Annotated in this window: 15 protein-coding genes and 1 pseudogene; 12 read left to right on the top strand and 4 right to left on the bottom strand. The window is 72.5% G+C overall.

The genetic code is table 11. The features are described from left to right. Positions 1 to 17 precede the first annotated feature (17 nt). The 5 genes and pseudogenes from ID554_RS18670 to ID554_RS18690 all read left to right on the top strand — a co-directional run bounded on the left by ID554_RS18670 (position 18) and on the right by ID554_RS18690 (position 5,078). Positions 18 to 980 (top strand): alpha/beta fold hydrolase, encoded by a 963-nt coding sequence (locus tag ID554_RS18670; RefSeq protein ID WP_117226466.1) that lies wholly within the window; start codon positions 18 to 20, stop codon positions 978 to 980. 9 nt (positions 981 to 989) lie between these two features. Beyond that, positions 990 to 1,892: a DUF3152 domain-containing protein gene (locus ID554_RS18675; RefSeq protein WP_411710940.1), complete on the top strand. Its 903-nt coding sequence runs from the start codon at positions 990 to 992 to the stop codon at positions 1,890 to 1,892. Positions 1,893 to 1,952: 60 nt separating this feature from the next. After that, on the top strand, positions 1,953 to 2,774 hold the full coding sequence (locus ID554_RS18680) for a DUF3152 domain-containing protein (RefSeq protein ID WP_117226312.1): 822 nt from the start codon (positions 1,953 to 1,955) through the stop codon (positions 2,772 to 2,774). Between the two features lie 53 nt (positions 2,775 to 2,827). Next, positions 2,828 to 4,079: pseudogene (moeZ, locus tag ID554_RS18685) on the top strand (adenylyltransferase/sulfurtransferase MoeZ). Positions 4,080 to 4,205: 126 nt separating this feature from the next. Next, positions 4,206 to 5,078 (top strand): prenyltransferase/squalene oxidase repeat-containing protein, encoded by an 873-nt coding sequence (locus ID554_RS18690; RefSeq protein ID WP_117226310.1) that lies wholly within the window; start codon positions 4,206 to 4,208, stop codon positions 5,076 to 5,078. Positions 5,079 to 5,127: 49 nt separating this feature from the next. On the opposite strand, the gene ID554_RS18695 is transcribed toward ID554_RS18690, so the two are convergent. Further along, positions 5,128 to 6,372, bottom strand: coding sequence for a glutamate-5-semialdehyde dehydrogenase (locus tag ID554_RS18695; protein WP_117226309.1), 1,245 nt, complete (start codon positions 6,370 to 6,372; stop codon positions 5,128 to 5,130). A 68-nt stretch (positions 6,373 to 6,440) separates the two neighbouring features. Next, positions 6,441 to 7,598: a glutamate 5-kinase gene (gene proB, locus ID554_RS18700; RefSeq protein ID WP_117226308.1), complete on the bottom strand. Its 1,158-nt coding sequence runs from the start codon at positions 7,596 to 7,598 to the stop codon at positions 6,441 to 6,443. A gap of 13 nt (positions 7,599 to 7,611) precedes the next feature. On the opposite strand from proB, the gene ID554_RS18705 reads away from it, so the two are divergent. From ID554_RS18705 to ID554_RS18725, 5 genes are all read left to right on the top strand, one after another. Beyond that, positions 7,612 to 7,926: an MGMT family protein gene (locus ID554_RS18705; RefSeq protein WP_117226307.1), complete on the top strand. Its 315-nt coding sequence runs from the start codon at positions 7,612 to 7,614 to the stop codon at positions 7,924 to 7,926. Between the two features lie 32 nt (positions 7,927 to 7,958). Beyond that, a complete protein-coding gene (locus ID554_RS18710) occupies positions 7,959 to 9,446 on the top strand; it encodes an MFS transporter (RefSeq protein ID WP_223884151.1) in 1,488 nt (495 codons plus the stop codon). Next, positions 9,443 to 10,915 (top strand): pyridoxal phosphate-dependent decarboxylase family protein, encoded by a 1,473-nt coding sequence (locus ID554_RS18715; protein ID WP_117226305.1) that lies wholly within the window; start codon positions 9,443 to 9,445, stop codon positions 10,913 to 10,915. Before ID554_RS18710 ends, ID554_RS18715 begins: the two co-directional genes overlap by 4 nt. Positions 10,916 to 11,111: 196 nt before the next feature. Next, a complete protein-coding gene (gene nuoB / locus ID554_RS18720; protein ID WP_117226304.1) occupies positions 11,112 to 11,723 on the top strand; it encodes an NADH-quinone oxidoreductase subunit B in 612 nt (203 codons plus the stop codon). 56 nt (positions 11,724 to 11,779) lie between these two features. After that, positions 11,780 to 13,093 (top strand): DUF2252 domain-containing protein, encoded by a 1,314-nt coding sequence (locus ID554_RS18725; RefSeq protein ID WP_117226303.1) that lies wholly within the window; start codon positions 11,780 to 11,782, stop codon positions 13,091 to 13,093. On the opposite strand, the gene ID554_RS18730 is transcribed toward ID554_RS18725, so the two are convergent. Continuing rightward, the gene (locus ID554_RS18730; RefSeq protein ID WP_117226302.1) at positions 13,094 to 14,155 is read right to left on the bottom strand and encodes a glucose 1-dehydrogenase; all 1,062 of its coding nucleotides are present in this window, start codon (positions 14,153 to 14,155) and stop codon (positions 13,094 to 13,096) included. A gap of 179 nt (positions 14,156 to 14,334) precedes the next feature. Here ID554_RS18730 and ID554_RS18735 point away from each other — a divergent pair, with 179 nt between their 5' ends. Beyond that, the gene (locus ID554_RS18735) at positions 14,335 to 15,087 is read left to right on the top strand and encodes an NADH-quinone oxidoreductase subunit C (protein ID WP_117226301.1); all 753 of its coding nucleotides are present in this window, start codon (positions 14,335 to 14,337) and stop codon (positions 15,085 to 15,087) included. Then, complete coding sequence (locus ID554_RS18740) at positions 15,087 to 16,049, top strand: complex I subunit 1/NuoH family protein (RefSeq protein ID WP_117226300.1); 963 nt, start codon at positions 15,087 to 15,089, stop codon at positions 16,047 to 16,049. The genes ID554_RS18735 and ID554_RS18740 overlap by 1 nt, the downstream gene beginning before the upstream one ends. A 102-nt stretch (positions 16,050 to 16,151) precedes the next feature. Here the strand turns inward: ID554_RS18740 and ID554_RS18745 are convergent, their stop codons facing one another. Next, entirely contained in the window at positions 16,152 to 17,168 is a 1,017-nt protein-coding gene (locus ID554_RS18745; protein ID WP_223884152.1) for a glutathione S-transferase family protein, read from the bottom strand. Between the last annotated feature and the right edge of the window lie 25 nt (positions 17,169 to 17,193).

Here is a 17,193-nt window from a genome sequence, read left to right on the forward strand (position 1 = left end):
CGGGGCAGACTGGAGTGGTGAAGCCCGCCACCCTCTGGCCCGATCGGTTGTTGCCCGCGCCCTCGATGCCACCGCCCTGGCCGGGCCGGAAGGTTGTCCTGGACGGCACCGTGACGTACGTCCGGGAGACGCCGGCCACCGGCCCGGACGCGGACCCGGCGCTGTACGTGCACGGCCTGGGCGGATCGTCGCAGAACTGGACGGACCTGGCCGGCCTGCTCGCCGACCGTCTCGACGGCCAGGCGATCGACCTGCCGGGGTTCGGGCGCAGCGAGCCGGGTCTGCGGTACACCCTGCCGTCCTTCGCGGACCGGGTGATCCGTTGGATCGAGCACTCCGACCGGGGCCCGGTGCACCTGTTCGGCAACTCGCTGGGCGGGGCGATCTCGGTCCGGGTGGCCGCGCTGCGGCCGGATCTGGTGCGGACGCTGACCCTGGTGTCGCCGGCCCTGCCGTTCCTCGACTTCCGGCGGTCGTTGCAGGGTCGGATGTTGCCGCTGCTGGCGATCCCCCGGGCCGAGCGGCTGGCCGCCTGGCGGCTGGCCCAGATGGCGCCGGAGGTGATGGCGCAGCAGGTGATGGAGGCGTGCGTGGCCGACCTCAGCCGGATCTCCGAGCAGCGCCGGCAGGAGGCGGTGGAGGAGATCCGGGTGCGGTACGAGGCGACCCACTACGCCGCCGCGTACGTCCGCACGTTCCGGGGGATCGTCTCCAGTTTCCTGCGGTCGTACCTGCCGGGGTCGGGGTCACTGTGGCGGATGGCCCGCTCGGTGGGGACGCGCACGCTGGTGGTCGGCGGGCGGCAGGACCGGCTGGTCGACGTACGCGTGGCCCCTCAGACCGCGCGGGTCATTCCGGACAGTCGACTGTTGATGCTCGACGGGGTCGGGCACGTCGCGCAGTTGGAGGTGCCGCGCGTGGTGGCGCGGGCCGTGGTCGGCCTTCTCACCGAGTCGGAGGACTGCGCTCGGGAGGGATGACCTGGCAGGATGACGCGAATGCGCAGTCCTGCTGGTCGTCGTGGATCTCGCTTCACCGGCCGACACAGCCACTCGCTTGAGCCGGTCACGACCACCCGGCGGCGGCGTGCCGTGCTGCTCCGGCTGGCCGTGCTGGTGGTAGCCGTCGGGGCCGGTGCGGCGCTGGTGACCGGCGCGACCCGGACTCCGGCCGGCTCCGCCGACGAGGTGACGGCGGTGACGTCCCCGCCGGTGGCCCTGTCCTCGCCCGTGCCCTCGACTTCGCCCGGGTCGCCGTCGGTGGTCGTCCCGTCGCCCGTGCCGGTGTTGCGGGAGTCCGGGCCGGTCCCATCGTCCGGGCCCGGCCGGTTCGACTACGACGACCGGACCGGGCCGGTGCTGGGTGCGGCCGGTGACGCGCGGCGGTACCGGGTCGCCGTGGAGTCCGGTGCGGGCGTGGACGCGGGCGAGTTCGCCCTCGCGGTCCGGGCGGCGCTGGCGGGTCCGGGAAGCTGGGTGGACAGCGGGCGGCTGCGGTTGCGGCAGGTGGAGACGGCGTCCCGGTACGACTTCACCGTCTATCTGGCGACGGCCACCACGGCGGGGCGGATGTGTGCCGCCGGTGGGGTCGACATCCGGATCGGTGGCCGCCCGTACACCTCGTGCCGGGCCCCGGGAAAGGTGATCATCAACCTGGACCGGTGGCGGCAGTCGGTGCCGCACTACGTCGAGGCCGAGGTTCCGCTCTCGCTCTACCGCGCCTACGTGATCAACCACGAGGTCGGGCACGAGTTGGGCAACCGGCACGAGCGCTGCCCGGGACGCGGTGAACCGGCACCGGTGATGATGCAGCAGACCCTCTTCCTCAAGGGGTGCGTCGCCAACCCCTGGCCGTACCTGGACGGGAAGCGGTACGCCGGTCCTCCGCTGTAAAGGTGAACCGACGGTGCGGTAATACGCTGATACGCCCGATTATGGTGCGACGATGGCCTCATGCCGTCTTCGCCCCTCAACGGTCGCCCCGGGCTGCCGGACCCACCGCCGGAATCCCGGCCGGAGGGTCCGCCGCCGGGGCGGCGTCCGGCGGCCCGGCGGCGTCGGCGGCGGCTGGCGGTGACCCTCTCGGTGGCACTGGCCCTGACGGTCACCGTCGTGCTGCGGATCGCGCCGACCGGGGATCGCCCGACCGGCGTGGCACCGGCCGGCCGGGCCTACGACGACACGGCGACGCAACCGGGGCCGGCGTACCCGACGGCGGGCGTGGGCAGCTTCGCGGTGGCCGGCGGCCAGTCCCCGGTACGCGGCCTGGACGGCCCGGTCGTGTCCTACCGGGTGGCCGTCGAGCAGGGCGCCGGCCAGGATCCGGACGCCTTCGCCACCGAGGTCGACACGGTGCTCGGCGACCCGCGTAGCTGGATCGGGTCGGGGGAGCTGCGGGTCCGGCGGGTCGACGACCCGGAGTACGCCGACTTCACCGTCTACCTGGCCACCCCGGCCACCTCCGAGGCGATGTGCGCGACCGGTGGCCTGAGCACCGAGGGCTACACCTCGTGCCGGCTGCCCGGGGAAGTGGTCATCAACCTGGCGCGCTGGTCCGAGGCGGTACCCGACTACGGGGCGCCGCTGGCGGTGTACCGGGCCTACGTGATCAACCACGAGGTCGGCCACGAGTTCGGCGAGGGGCACCAGGCGTGCCCCGGTCCGGGCCGACCGGCGCCGGTTATGCAGCAGCAGACGTACGGCCTGGACGGCTGCCGGGCGAACGCCTGGCCCTTTCTCGACGGCGTGCGGTACGCCGGCGACCCGGCCACCTGACCTCGGCTGTCGGCTATTCCCGCTCCCGCATGCCGGGCGACGTGTCGCTGCTCATGGTCGCCGGGCGGGGCGGCGAGCAACAATGGCCCGGTTGACCGCCACATCGATCCCGGGGAGTCCACCGTGTCGTTGCCCCCGCTCGTCGAGCCTGCCGCCGAGCTGACCGTTGACGAGATCCGCCGCTACTCCCGTCACCTGATCATCCCCGATGTGGGAGTCACCGGGCAGAAGCGGCTGAAGAACGCCCGGGTGCTCTGTGTGGGCGCCGGGGGTCTCGGTTCGCCCGCGCTGATGTACCTGGCCGCCGCCGGTGTCGGCACGCTCGGCATCATCGACTTCGACACCGTCGACGAGTCCAACCTGCAGCGGCAGATCATCCACGGGGTGTCCGACATCGGCCGGTCCAAGGCCGAGTCCGCCGCGGCGAGCATCCGCGAGATCAACCCGCTGGTCAACGTCGAGATCCACAACACCGCGCTGGACCGGGACAACGTCCGGGACATCTTCGCCCAGTACGACCTGATCGTCGACGGGACGGACAACTTCGCCACCCGGTACATGGTCAACGACGCGGCGGTGCTGCTCGGCAAGCCGTACGTCTGGGGGTCGATCTACCGGTTCGACGGCCAGGCGTCGGTGTTCTGGGCCGAGCACGGCCCCTGCTACCGCTGCCTCTACCCGGAGCCCCCGCCGCCCGGCATGGTCCCCTCCTGCGCCGAGGGCGGCGTGCTCGGCGTGCTCTGCGCCTCGATCGGCTCTATCCAGGTCAACGAGGCGATCAAGCTGCTCGCCGGCATCGGTGAGCCGCTGGTCGGCCGGCTGATGGTCTACGACGCCCTGGAGATGAGCTACCGCAAGATCAAGGTCCGCAAGGACCCGAACTGCGTGCTCTGCGGCGAGAACGCCACCCTGACCGACCTCATGGAGGACTACGAGGACTTCTGCGGCGCGGTCTCCGAGGAGGCCCAGGAGGCGGTCGTCAACGCGACCATCACCGCCTCCGAGCTGAAGGAGTGGCAGGACGCCGGCAAGGACGTCTTCCTGGTCGACGTGCGGGAGCCGGCCGAATACGAGATCGTCAACATCCCCGGTGCGACGCTGATCCCCAAGGGAGAGATCCTCTCCGGCGAGGCGCTGTCCCAGCTCCCGCAGGACCGGCAGATCGTGCTGCACTGCAAGTCCGGGGTCCGCTCCGCCGAGGCGCTCGCCGCGCTGAAGGCGGCCGGCTTCCGGGACGCCGTGCACGTACAGGGCGGCGTGCTCTCCTGGATCAAGCAGATCGATCCCTCCCTGCCCGCGTACTGATGTAAGGAGGGGCCCCTTTCTAACGCCTCAGGTATAGAAAGGGACCCCTCCTAACACCCCAGCCGTCGACGGTCCGAGCATCCGGCCGTCGACGGTCCGAAACACCCGGCTGTCGGCCGGTCCCACCTGCCCGTTGTACCGAGGCGGGATCAAGTTTCCGCCGGTAGCGTGGCCGCCGTGGTCGACATCGACGCCGCGATCGGATTCGTGGTGGCTCACGGGGACACGGTCGAACGTGCCCGCCTCTCCTGGCTGCGCACCGGCACGCCACCGCCGCCGGAGACGCTGGACAGCGCCGAGGTCGGCCAGGCCCCGGGCGGCGGTTGGCCCGCCTCCTGGGGCGACGAGGTCGCGTCGGTCGACGCGACCTGCTTCCGCCTCGCCGAACTGGACGACCTCGGTGCGCTGGGTCGCCCGGCCGCCCGCCGCGCGCTGGACTGGCTGGCCGCCGGCCAACAGCGCGACGGCTGCTGGGAGGAGGATCCGGCGCTGGCCGAGACCGCCCCGGAGTGGGCCCGGCCGGGCAGCCCGGAGGCGCGGCTCTACCTGACCGCCAACGCCGCCTTCTGGCTCACCGTGGCCGGATTGGACGCCCGTGCCGCCGGGCCGTTGGACCACCGGGTCGGCGGCGCGTACGCCGGGGTGGTGCACGCCGCCGGGCAGGCGCTCGCCGCGCAGCTGCGCTCCGACGGCAGCTGGCCGTCCTTCCTGGCCGTTGGTTGGCTGAGCGCGGCAGTCCTGCACCGGCAGCAGCTGTTCTACGAGTCGGCGCGGATCAAGGCGGTGCTCGCCGAGCGGATGCCGCAGGCGTCCCCGGCCGACGCCGCTTGGCTCGCCTCGACCCTGCGCCGGGTCGAGGTCGACGAGCAGGAGTGGACGATGGTCGCGGCCCGCCGTCGGCTCACCGATACGCAACGCAGCGACGGCGGCTGGAGCAGCGACGACGGGCACCAGTTCGACGTACACGCCACCCTGGCGGTGATCCGGGCCTTCCGTTAGCGTGCGTGTGTCGCAGGCCAGCCGGGGACACCGGCCCGGACGCCCGCCGTCAGCCACGCAGGTGACCGTCCCCGGTGACCACGTACTTGGTGCTGGTCAGCTCGGGCAGGCCCATCGGGCCACGGGCGTGCAGCTTCTGGGTGGAGATGCCGATCTCGGCGCCGAAGCCGAACTCGCCGCCGTCGGTGAACCGCGTCGACGCGTTGACCATCACGGCCGCCGCGTCCACCCGGGCCACGAACTCCCGGGCGGCCGACTGCGAGTCGGTGACGATCGCCTCGGTGTGGCCGCTGCCGTAGAGCCGGATGTGCGCCACCGCCGCGTCGAGCGAGTCGACCACGGCCACCGAGATGTCGGCCGAGAGGTACTCGGTGGCGAAGTCCTCGTCGGTCGCGGCGACCACCGCGTCGGAGTACGCCGCCGTCCGGGCGTCGCCGTGCACGGTCACCCCGGCCTCGGCGAACGCCACCAGCATCGGAGGCAGTACGGCGTCCGCCACGTCCCGGTGCACCAGCAGCGACTCGGCGGTGTTGCAGGTGGACAGACGTTGCGTCTTGGCGTTCAGCGCGATCGACACGGCCTTGACCGGGTCGGCGGCGGAGTCCACGTAGACGTGGCAGTTGCCCACCCCGGTCTCGATCACCGGCACCGTCGACTCCTCGACCACGGTCCGGATCAGCGACGCGCCGCCGCGCGGGATCAGCACGTCCACCAGCCCCCGGGCCCGCATCAACTCCTTGACCGAGTCGCGCGAGGCGGCGTCGAGCAACTGCACCGTGTCGGCGGGCAACCCGGCATCGGCGATCGCGTCCCGCAGCACCGTCACCAGCGCCGCGTTGGAGTGTGCGGCCGACGAGGAACCGCGCAGCAGAGCCGCGTTGCCCGACTTCAGGCAGATGCCGGCGGCGTCCACGGTCACGTTCGGCCGGGCCTCGTAGATGATCCCGACCACGCCGAACGGCACCCGGATCTGCCGCAGCTCCAGCCCGTTGGGCAGGGTCGAGCCGCGGACCACCTCGCCCACCGGGTCGGGCAGCCCGGCCATCTGGCGTAGCGCGTCGGCGATGCCGGCCACTCGACCCTCGTCGAGGGCGAGCCGGTCCAGCACGGCCGCGCTCAGCCCGGCCTCCCGCCCGGCCGCCAGGTCCGCCTCGTTCGCGGTGAGGATCTCCGGCGTACGCGCCACCAGCGCGTCGGCCATCGCGTGCAGCGCCGCGTCCTTGGCCGTACGCGTCGCCACGGCCAACGCCTCTGCCGCCGTACGCGCCCGTCGGGCCTGCTCGCTCACGCTCATCACACGCTCCTTCGAGGTAAGGAAGGGTCCCCTGCTAACGCCTCGTGCATAGGAAGGGTCCCCTGCTTTCACAGCAGTACGAGGTCGTCGCGGTGGACGACCTCTCGTTCGTACGCCGGGCCGAGCGCCGCGGCAAGGTCCGAGGTGGACCGGCCGAGCAGGCCGGGCAGTTCGACCGCGTCGTAGTTGACCAGCCCTCGGGCGACCGGCGCGCCGGAGGTGTCGACCAGGTCCACCGGGTCACCGGCGGTGAACGCCCCGTCGACGGCGGTGATCCCGGCCGGCAACAGCGACTTGCGGCGGCCCACCACCGCGGCGACCGCGCCCGGGTCGAGGTGCAGCCGTCCCCGGGGCGCGGTGGCATGGGCCAGCCAGAACAGCCGTGCGGCCGGGCGGCTGAGACTGGGGTGGAAGAACGTGCCGACGGGCTCACCGGCCAGCGCCGCGACCGCCTGCGGCGCGGAGGTCAGCACCACCGGGATGCCGAATCCGGTGGCGATCCGGGCCGCCTCGACCTTGGTCACCATGCCGCCGGTGCCGACTCCGGCCCGTCCGGCGCCGCCGATGTCGACACCGGCCAGGTCCGACTCGTCGCGTACCTCGGCGATCCGGCGGGCGCCGGGACGCGACGGGTTGCCGGTCCAGAGCGCGTCGACGTCGGAGAGGAGCACCAGCAGATCGGCGTCGACCAGCGCGGCCACCAGCGCGGCCAGCCGGTCGTTGTCACCGAACCGGATCTCCTCGGTGGCCACCGTGTCGTTCTCGTTGACGATCGGCACCGCCCGCAGGTCGAGGAGCTTGCGCAGCGTGCGGTACGCGTTGCGGTAGTGCGCCCGCCGGGTCACGTCGTCGACGGTGAGCAGCACCTGCCCGACGGTCCGGCCGTGCCGGGCGAAGGCGGCGGCGTACCGCCCGATCAGCAGGCCCTGACCGACGCTCGCGGCGGCCTGCTGGGTGGCCAGGTCACGTGGTCGCCGGGAGAGCCCGAGCGGGGCCAGGCCGGCGGCGATCGCGCCGGACGAGACCAGCACGACCTCACGCCCGCCGGCCGTCCGCGTCCCGAGGGCGTCGACCAATGCGTCCACCCGCCCGTCGTCCAGACCGCCCGTGGCGGTGGTCAACGAGGAGGAACCGATCTTGACAACGACCCGCCGGGCCGCCGTTACCGCGTCACGCACCCGCCTATTCTGCGTGGTCGGCGCGGTGCGGCCCGGCGGCCTTCCCATAGTCTGGCCGCTTGTGACACCAGACGAGTACGTCGAGGCGGTACTGGAGCTCGTCGACCGGATACCGCCGGGCCGGGTGATGTCGTACGGCGGGGTCGCCGACGCGCTCACCGAGCGCTCCGGGCGGGCGTCCGCCCGGCTGGTCGGATCGATCATGGCTCGACAGGGTGGCGCCGTCGGATGGCACCGGGTGGTCAACGCCACAGGTGCGATGCCGCCCCGGCTCGCCGCCGAGGCGCGGGCGCGCTGGCTGAGCGAGGGTACGCCGCTGCGCGCGGGCCGGGTCGACATGCGGGTGGCGCAGTGGCGGCCCGGAGAGGGGATGTGACCCGCGCCATAACGTGAGTAACATTCGGCGCCATGAACGCGTCGCCGGGTGGAGCCGGCCCATCGACAGGCTCCGCGCCTGGCCCCTCGGCCGGGTCGGCGCCTGGCCGCACATCCGGGTTGCCGCGCAGGGTGCACGCCGGGTACGCGCTCGGCTCGCTGGCCACGGGAGCCTTCGGCACCGTGCCGGGGCTGCTGCTGTTGCCGTACCTCACCGACACGCTCGGCGTGGCCGCCGGGGTGGCGGCCCTGCTGGTGCTGCTGCCTAAGGCATGGGACGTGCTGGTCAACCCGGTGGCCGGGCGGATCTCCGACCGGACCCGGTCGCGGTGGGGCGCCCGCCGACCGTACCTGCTCGTCGCCGGGTTGGCGCTGGCCGTGCTGTTCGGCTCGATCTTCGCCGCGCCGTTCGGCGCCGGGCCGGCCGCCGGCGCGTACGTGGCGATCGCCTTCCTGGCCACGGCCACCGCGTTCGCCTTCTTCCAGGTGCCGTACGTGGCGATGCCGGCCGAGCTGACCGACGACTACGCCGACCGTACCCGGATGATGACCTGGCGGATCGCGGTGCTGGCGCTGGCCATCCTGGTCGCCGGTGCGGTGGCCCCGCTGGTCCGTGACGCCGCCGGTGGTGGCGTGCCGGGGCACCGCTGGATGGGCGTGTTCGTGGCCGCGCTGATCGCGGTGGGTGCCGTCGGCGCGTTCCTCGGCACCCGGTCGGCCCCGCAGGGCTCGGTCGGGGAGAGCGAGCCGAGCCTGCGCGCCCAACTCGCCGTCGCCGGTCGCAACCGGCCGTTCCGGGCGTTGCTGCTCTGCTTCGTGGTGCAGTCCGCCGGGGTGGCCACGATCCTCGCCGGGGTGCAGTACTTCGCCGACCAGATCCTGCGCGACCCGACCACCGGTCCGACGCTGCTCTTCCTCTGCTTCGTCGGGCCGGCGCTGGTGGTGATGCCGCTGTGGTCGCGGGTGGGCGCCCGGCTGGGCAAGCTGGCCGCGCTGGTGGCCGCCTCGTTGATCCTGACCGCCGGTGGACTGGCGCTGGTCACCGCGCCGGTGCTGCCCGCCGTCGTGGTCTACCTGCTGGTCGCGGTGCTCGGCGTCGGGTACGCCGGTCAGCAGGTGTTCGCGCTGGCCATGCTCCCGGACTGCATCGCGTACGACACGGCCCGCACCGGCCGGCGGCAGGCGGGCGTCTTCACCGGCCTGTGGACGGCCGGCGAGACCTTCGGCCTGGCCCTCGGGCCGGGCATCTTCGGTCTGGTGCTCGCGCTCACCGGCTACGTCTCCTCCACCACCGGCGCCGCCGCGGTCCAGTCCGATACCGCCCGCCTGGGCGTCCTGCTCGGCTTCACCATTCTCCCGGCCCTGCTGATCGGCCTGGCCACCACCCTGCTCCGTCCCTACAACCTGACCCCCACCCCCACCCCCACCCCCAGCACCTCCGGCACCTCCGGTGCCGATCATGGAGTTGTGGCGGGGACGAAAGCCGCGGAGAACCACGGAAAGGGCACCACTACTCCATGATCGACGAGAGCGGGTCGGCACTGCCGACGCACGGGGTACCGGCGGAACGGGTGTTGGCGGAGATCCGCAGCCTGCGGGCGGGGGACCGGCCGACGCACGGTGGGCGGCTCTTCGCGTACGTGTACGACGCCGCCGTCGCCGGGCTGGACGAGTTGGCCGCTGCGGCGTACGCCGAGAGCGCGCACGTCAACGGCTTGGACCCGACCGCCTTCCCGTCGCTGCTGGCAATGGAGAACGCGCTGGCCGGCGCGGCGGCACGGGTGCTGGGCGGCGGGCCCGGCACGAGCGCGCCGGAGGTGGTCGGCAGTGTCACCAGCGGCGGCACCGAATCGCTGATCCTGGCCGTCAAGGCCGCCCGTGACGCCCGGCCCGAGGTCACCGCACCCCGGATCGTGGTGCCGGCCAGCGCCCACGCCGCGTTCGCCAAGGCCGCCCACTACCTGCGGGTGGAACTCGACACCGTACCGGTCGACCCGGCCACGCTACGGCCCTCGGTCGCCGACGTGGCCGCCGCGATCAGGCCGGAGACCGTGCTGGTGGCCTGCTCCGCTCCCTCGTACGCGCACGGTGTGGTCGACCCGGTGGCGCAGATCGCCGAGACGGCCGCGAAGGCCGGGGTGCGCTGCCACGTGGACGCCTGCTTCGGCGGGTGGACCCTGCCGTACCTGCGTCGCCTCGGCGTCGAGGTGCCCGCGTTCGACTTCGCCGTCGCCGGGGTCACCTCGATCTCGGTGGACCTGCACAAGTACGCATACGCGCCGAAGGGCGTCTCGGTGCTGCTGCACCGCGATCCGGGGCTGCGCGCCCCGCAGTACTTCGCGTACGCCGACTGGCCCGGGTACACGATCGTCAACCCGGTGATCTCCTCCACCCGGTCCGGCGGCCCGATCGCCGCCGCGTACGCCACGCTGCGGCACCTTGGCGACGACGGCTACCTGGAGTTGGCCCGCCGGACCCGGGAGGCGGTACGCGTACTGGCCGACGCGGTGCGCGGCGTGGACGGGCTGCGGCTGGTCGCCGAGCCGGAGTCGACCGTGGTCTGCCTCACCGCCACCGAGTCCGGCCCCGACCTGTTCGTCCTGGTCGACGAGTTGGCCGCGCGGGGTTGGCACACCCAGCCCCAGCTCACGTACGCCGGTCTGCCGCGCAGTGTGCACCTGACGGTGACCGCGGCGGTCGCGCCCACGGCGGCGGAGTTCGGCGCCGACCTGGCCGAGGCGGTCGCGGCGGCCGACGCGGCCGGTCCGGTCGCGCTGCCGCCGGAACTGCTCACGCTGGCCGGGTCGCTCACCCCGGAGGCACTCACCGCCGACATGGTCGCCGGGTTGGCCGCCGGGTTGGGCCTCGGCGGCGGTGGGCTGCCGGAGCGGATGGCCCCGGTGAACACCCTGCTGGACGCCGCGCCACCGGCGTTGCGGGAGCGTCTGCTGGTGGAGTTCGTCAGCCTGCTGCAACGCCCGTCCTACTGATCGCTCCGGCCACGCCATGCGCGCGGACCGGCTGCGCCGTGCGTGCAGATCGGGCTGCGCCGTGCGTGCAGATCGGGCTGCGCCGTGCGTTAGGAAGGGACCCTTTTAGTGCACGAGGCGTTAGCAGGGGACCCTTCCTTACACGAAGCTCGGGTGGGCGCTGTGGTTGACTGTCGGGGACGGGAAGGGGACGGTCGTGCAGCTACCGGCGGTGCTCGGCGAGCCGATCAAGTTCGTGCTCAACTGGGGCCGGCGGTATTCGCTCTGGGTCTTCAACTTCGGGTTGGCCTGCTGCGCCATCGAGTTCATCGCGACCAGCATGTCCCGGCACGACTTCATGCGGCTCGGCGTGATCCCGTTCGCGCACGGGCCCCGCCAGGCCGACCTGATGGTGGTCTCCGGCACGGTCACCGACAAGATGGCCCCGGCGATCAAGCGGCTCTACGACCAGATGCCCGAGCCCAAGTACGTCATCTCGTTCGGTGCCTGCTCCAACTGCGGCGGCCCGTACTGGGACTCGTACTCGGTGACCAAGGGCGTCGACCAGCTCATCCCGGTCGACGTGTACGTGCCGGGCTGCCCGCCCCGGCCGGAGGCGCTGCTGCACGGCATCCTCCGCCTTCAGGAGAAGATCGCCGCCGAGCAGTCCGGCATCGGCGGCGTACCCCGCCCCGACCCGCTCGCCCCACCCGTGGACGCGCCGCCCGCCGACGTCGCCCCGCCGGTCGACGCACCGCCCGCCGATGGTGCGCCACCCCGCGACGCGGCCTCGCTCACCGCCCCGCCGGTACGGCCGCCGACCCCCTGAACTCGCGGCTCGGCGCGGTCGCCGTCACGGTGGCGACTGGACGCTAGCGTGCGGTCATGACCGACTTCGCGGAGCCGCGCTCCGCCTTCATCGTCAAGGTGCTGACCGAGGAATTCGGCACCCTGATGGCGCTCGACCCGGCCGCCTTCCGCCGCAAGTTCCGCAAGATGGCCGCGTCGCCGTTCGCGTTCTACCGGGGCAGTGCCAGCCTCTTCTACGCCGACCAGCGCGGCGACTTCGCCGACGAGCGGTTCCTGGACGGGCAGACCAGCCGGGTGTGGATCCACGGCGACCTGCACGCGGAGAACTTCGGCACCTACATGAACGGCTCCGGCCAGCTCGTCTTCAACGTCAACGACTTCGACGAGGCGTACGTCGGGCCGTTCACCTGGGATCTGCGACGGTTCGTCGCCAGCGTGGCTCTGATCGGCTACACCAAGGCACTCTCCGACCGGGTGATCAGCGACCTGGTCAGCACGTTCGCCGAGCACTACCTGACCGAGCTGCGGGCCATCGCCGCGGGCGGCGACGACGCGATCGGTTCGATCACGCTGGACAACGCCGACGGCGTACTGCGCCGGGTGCTCCAGCAGGCCCGCCTCAACACCCGGGTGGACCTGCTGCGCGAGCAGACCACCGTCGACAAGTACGAGCGGCGGTTCTCGCTGCGCGACGGCGTGTACGAGATCGACGGCGACGTCCGGGCCCGGGTCTGCGCCGCCTTCCAGGACTACCTGGACACGCTGCCCGCCACCACGACGGCGCGTCCGGTCGCGGCGCAGATCAAGGACGTGGTGCTACGCAAGGGGGTGGGGATCGGGTCGGCCGGGCTGCCGTCGTACAACCTCCTGCTGGAGGGGCACACCCAGGCGCTGGAGAACGACGTCCTGATCTACATGAAGCAGGCCCAGGTGCCGGCGGTCGCCCGCCACGTCGACGACGAGCACGTCCGGGGCTACTTCCGCCACCAGGGCCACCGTACGGCCGAGTCGCAGCGCGCACTGCAGGCGCACGCCGACCCGTGGGTGGGCTTCACCGAACTGGACGGGGTGGGTCAGCTCGTCGCGGAGGTTTCCCCGTACGCGGCCGACCTGGACTGGGCGGACGTCAACGAAGCCGAGGAACTGGCCGGGGTGCTGGCCGACCTCGGCCGGGCGGTCGCCCGGATGCACTCGGTCGCCGACGACGAGTCCAGCCACGACCTGGTCGACTACTCCACCGAGGAGGCGATCGTCGCGGCCGTCGACGCGGATCCCGCCGGCTTCGTCGCGCACCTGGTCGACTTCGCCCACGCGTACGGCGTCCGGGCGCGGCAGGACCATCAGTATTTTGTGGACCTGTTCCGCAACAGCCAACTGCCGGGCGTCTAGTCACCGCCGCTCGGGTGAGGCGGTGAAGTCGATGACGACCTTGATGTCCTCGGGCCCGGGGGAGTAGGCCGAGGCGTACTCCGACAGCGGCACCCGGCGGGTGATCAGCGAGCCGAGCCAGTCCCGGTCGGCACGGGCCAGCGCCTCGGCGGCGGCGTCCCAGTGCCGTCGGTTGGCGTTCACCGATCCGAAGACGACGTTGTTCTCCAACACCAGGGTGCGGTTGAGCGCACCCGCGTCGAAGTCGATGGTCCGGCCGCCGGTGGAGACCCCGGCCAGGCAGACGATCCCGGTCGGCGCGACCTTGCACATCGCCTCCAGGACGACCACCGGCGCGCCGGTGCACTCCACGATCACGTCCGGCTCGAAGTCGAGTTCCTCGACCGGCCCCGAGTGGTACGTGGCACCGAGTGCACCGGCCAACGCGAGCTTCGGCCCCTCGGTGGCCCGGTCGAGCACGTGCACCGAGAGACCACGCTGACTGGCCAGCAGGGCGGCCAGCAGACCGATCGGCCCGGCGCCGGTGATCAGGGCGGTACGCGGCTGCCACTCCGCCCGCCGGCCGATCCGGTCGATGTGGTCCCACGCCTTGACCACCACGCTCGTCGGTTCGAGCAGCACGCCCACCTCGTCCAGGTCCGGGTCGAGGCCGACGGCGAACCGGGGTTGCAGACGCCAGCGTTCGCGGGCGAACCCCGGCAGCCCCTTGATGCCGTGCTCGGTGAACAGGCCGTTGCGGCACATGTCCCACTCGTCCACCGCGCAGTTCGGGCAGGGCAGCGGGTCCGGGTGCCGGACGATCCCGGCGACCAGGTCACCGGCCTGCAGGGTGCCGGTCGGGTCCTCCAGCACCCGGCCCAACGACTCGTGCCCGAGCACCAGGCGCTCGGCACCGGGCGGCGCCTCGCCGTACTGCCCGTCGATGATCTCGATGTCGGTGCCGCAGACTCCGACCGCGACCGCCTCGACCAGGACCGCCCCCTCCTCGGTGGCCGGTTCCGGGTAGTCGTGGAGCAGCCGCAGCGAGCCGGGCACTCCCGGGGTCACGGTCACAGCGCGCACGGACCCATCCTGTCCGGCACCGAGGGCACGCCGTCGGCAAAGCCGGGATCTCCACCCGGCCGCGTACCACCGGCACAGGCCACCGCCGACCGAGAGCCGGACCGCCGGCCGGTGCACGGGCCGTCCGAGGGTGCTCGCAGCCGGGCACGGGCGGCAGGACACGCCCTAGGATCAGCGGCATGACACCGGAAGAGGTCGGCCGGCGGCTCGTCACGCTGCTCGCCCCCGTCGAGGCCACCGCGACGGTCTCCGGGGGTCAGGCGCACTCCCGGGCCACCGTCGACGTACCCCCGCAGCCGTGGCGGGCGGCGTTGCTCGCCGTCCGGGACGACCCGGAGCTGGCCTGCGACTACTTCGACTGGCTCTCCGCAGTCGACGAGCTGGCCGAGGGCTTCGACGTGGTGGCCCACCTGTGGTCCACCACGCACCGGCACGGTGTGCTGCTGCGCGCCCGGGTGCCCCGGGCGACCCCGACGATCGACTCGGTGGTGTCGGTCTACCCGGGCGCCGCCTGGCATGAGCGGGAGACCCACGAGATGTTCGGCATCGACTTCGCCGGGCACGCCGACCTGCGGCCGCTGCTGCTGCCGCCGGAGTTCGAGGGCCATCCGCTGCGCAAGGAGTTCGTGCTCGCCTCCCGGGTCGCGAAGCCCTGGCCGGGTGCGAAGGAACCGGGTGAGTCGGAGGCCGGCGGTGGCCGGCGGCCGATCCGGCCATCGGGCGTACCCGCACCGGGCGAGTGGGGCGTCGTGCCGACCCCGGCTGGCGCCGGTGGTGCCGGGGAGGGCCCGCGCGGCGGTACCCCGGCGCGACCTGCCCGGGAGCGTCCGGCCCGACCGGCACCGGGTGCGCGTCCACCACGTACCCCCAGGTCGGCCGGACCCGCCGCGGACCCGGCGGGGCCCGAGGCCGGCGAGGAGGGTACGACCTGATGCCGCTCTGGCTGGAACTGGTGATCCGGATCGGCGGGGTGGTTGCTGCCTTCCTGGTCCTGCCGCTGCTGGTGGGTCAGGCCGAGCACAAGGTGATGGCGCACATGCAGGGCCGGCTCGGCCCGATGTACGCGGGCGGGTTCCACGGCTGGGCGCAGCTCGTCGCCGACGGGGTCAAGTTCGTGCAGAAGGAGGACGTCACGCCGCGCGCGGCCGACAGACCGGTGTTCCGGCTGGCTCCGGCGGTGGCCCTGGTGCCTTACCTACTGGCCCTGCTGGTGATCCCGCTCGGCCCGAACGACCTGGTCGGGCAGCCGCTGGACGTGGGTCTGTTCTTCGTGCTGGCGGTGGTCGGCGTGGGTGTGCTGGCCGTGCTGATGTCGGCCTGGGCCTCGGCCAACAAGTACAGCCTGCTCGGCGGGCTGCGCGGCGCCGCCCAACTGCTCGGTTACGAGCTGCCGCTGGTGCTGGCCGCCGCGTCGGTGGCGATGGCCGCCGGCACGTTGAGTCTCTCCGGCATCGTCGAGGCGTGGCAGCCGTGGTGGCTGATCTGGCAGGCCCCGGCGATGGTGGTGTTCTTCGTGGCCGGCCTGGCCGAGATCCGCCGGCCGCCGTTCGACATGCCGGTGGCCGACTCCGAGCTGGTCTTCGGGTACCTGACCGAGTACACCGGGCTGCGGTTCGCGTTCCTGCTGCTGGCCGAGTACGTCGGCATCGTGGTGATCGCCGCGCTGACCACCGTGCTGTTCCTCGGCGGGTGGCAGGGGCCGTTCGCCGACGACCAGCTCGGCTGGCTCTGGACCCTGCTCAAGGTGGCCGCCGTCAGCTTCGTGATCATCTGGCTGCGGGTCTCCTACCCCCGGCTGCGTGAGGACCAGTTGCAGCGGCTCTGCTGGCTGGTGCTGGTGCCGACCGCGCTGGCCCAGCTCGTGCTGACCGCCGCCGTCCGGGTCGCGCTGTAGGCGCAGATGTAAGGAAGGGACCCTTTCTACCGTCTCCGGTATAGCAGGGGTCCCTTCCTAACATCTCTCGCCGCACGGCGCGGCGCCACGCCGTGCGGGCGGTCAGCGCAGCGGGGTGTGTGCGGGGTCGACCCGCTCGTCGGGCGGCGGGGACGGCGGAGGCGTGCCGTCGCCGAACGGGCGACCGCCGAGGGACTCCCGGTCGTGCGGGGTGAGCCAGTTCGACAGGTCGGGGCCGACCGGCACCACCCCGGTCGGGTTGATGTCCCGGTGCACCTCGTAGTAGTGCCGCTTGATGTGGTCGAAGTCGATCGTGTCGCCGAAGCCGGGCGTGGTGAACAGGTCCCGCGCGTACGCCCACAGCACCGGCATCTCGCTCAGCTTCTGCCGGTTGCACTTGAAGTGCCCGTGATAGACCGGGTCGAAGCGGACCAACGTGGTGAACAGCCGTACGTCGGCCTCGGTGATGGTGTCGCCGACCAGGTACCGCTGCCCGGCCAGGCGCTCGCCGAGCCAGTCGAGCCGGTCGAACAACCGCTGGTACGCCTTCTCGTACGCCTCCTGGCTGCCGGCGAAGCCGCACTGGTACACCCCGTTGTTGACGTCCCTGAAGACCAGCGCGTTGACCTCGTCGATCTCGTTCCGCAGGTGCTCGGGGTAGAGCTGCGGCGCGCCGGGGCGGTGGTGAGCGGTCCACTGGGTGGACAGGTCCAGGCTCATCCGGCTGTAGTCGTTGGTCGCCACCTGACCGGTCGGCACGTCGACGATCGCCGGCACGGTGATGCCGCGCGGGTAGTCCGGGTAGCGCGCGAAGTACGCCTGCTGGAGACGCTCGATGCCGAGCACCGGGTCCCGCCCGTCCGGGTCGAGGTCGAAGGTCCAGCTCCGGGCGTCGTGGGTCGGCCCGGCGACGGCCATCGAGATGGCCTCCTCCAGCCCCAGCAGCCGCCGGACGATGATCAGCCGGTTCGCCCAGGGGCAGGCCCGACTGACCGCGAGCCGGTACCGGCCCGGCTCGACCGGGTAGCCGTCCCGGCCGTCGACCGTGATCCGGGTGGTGATGTAGTTCTGGTCCCGGTTGAACTCGCCCTGCTCGACGTACTTCCCGCCCTCGCCCATACCGCCCCCAAGGTGTCGCCACGTC

Source organism: Micromonospora craniellae (genome assembly GCF_014764405.1).
Classification (GTDB): Bacteria; Actinomycetota; Actinomycetes; order Mycobacteriales; family Micromonosporaceae; genus Micromonospora; species Micromonospora craniellae.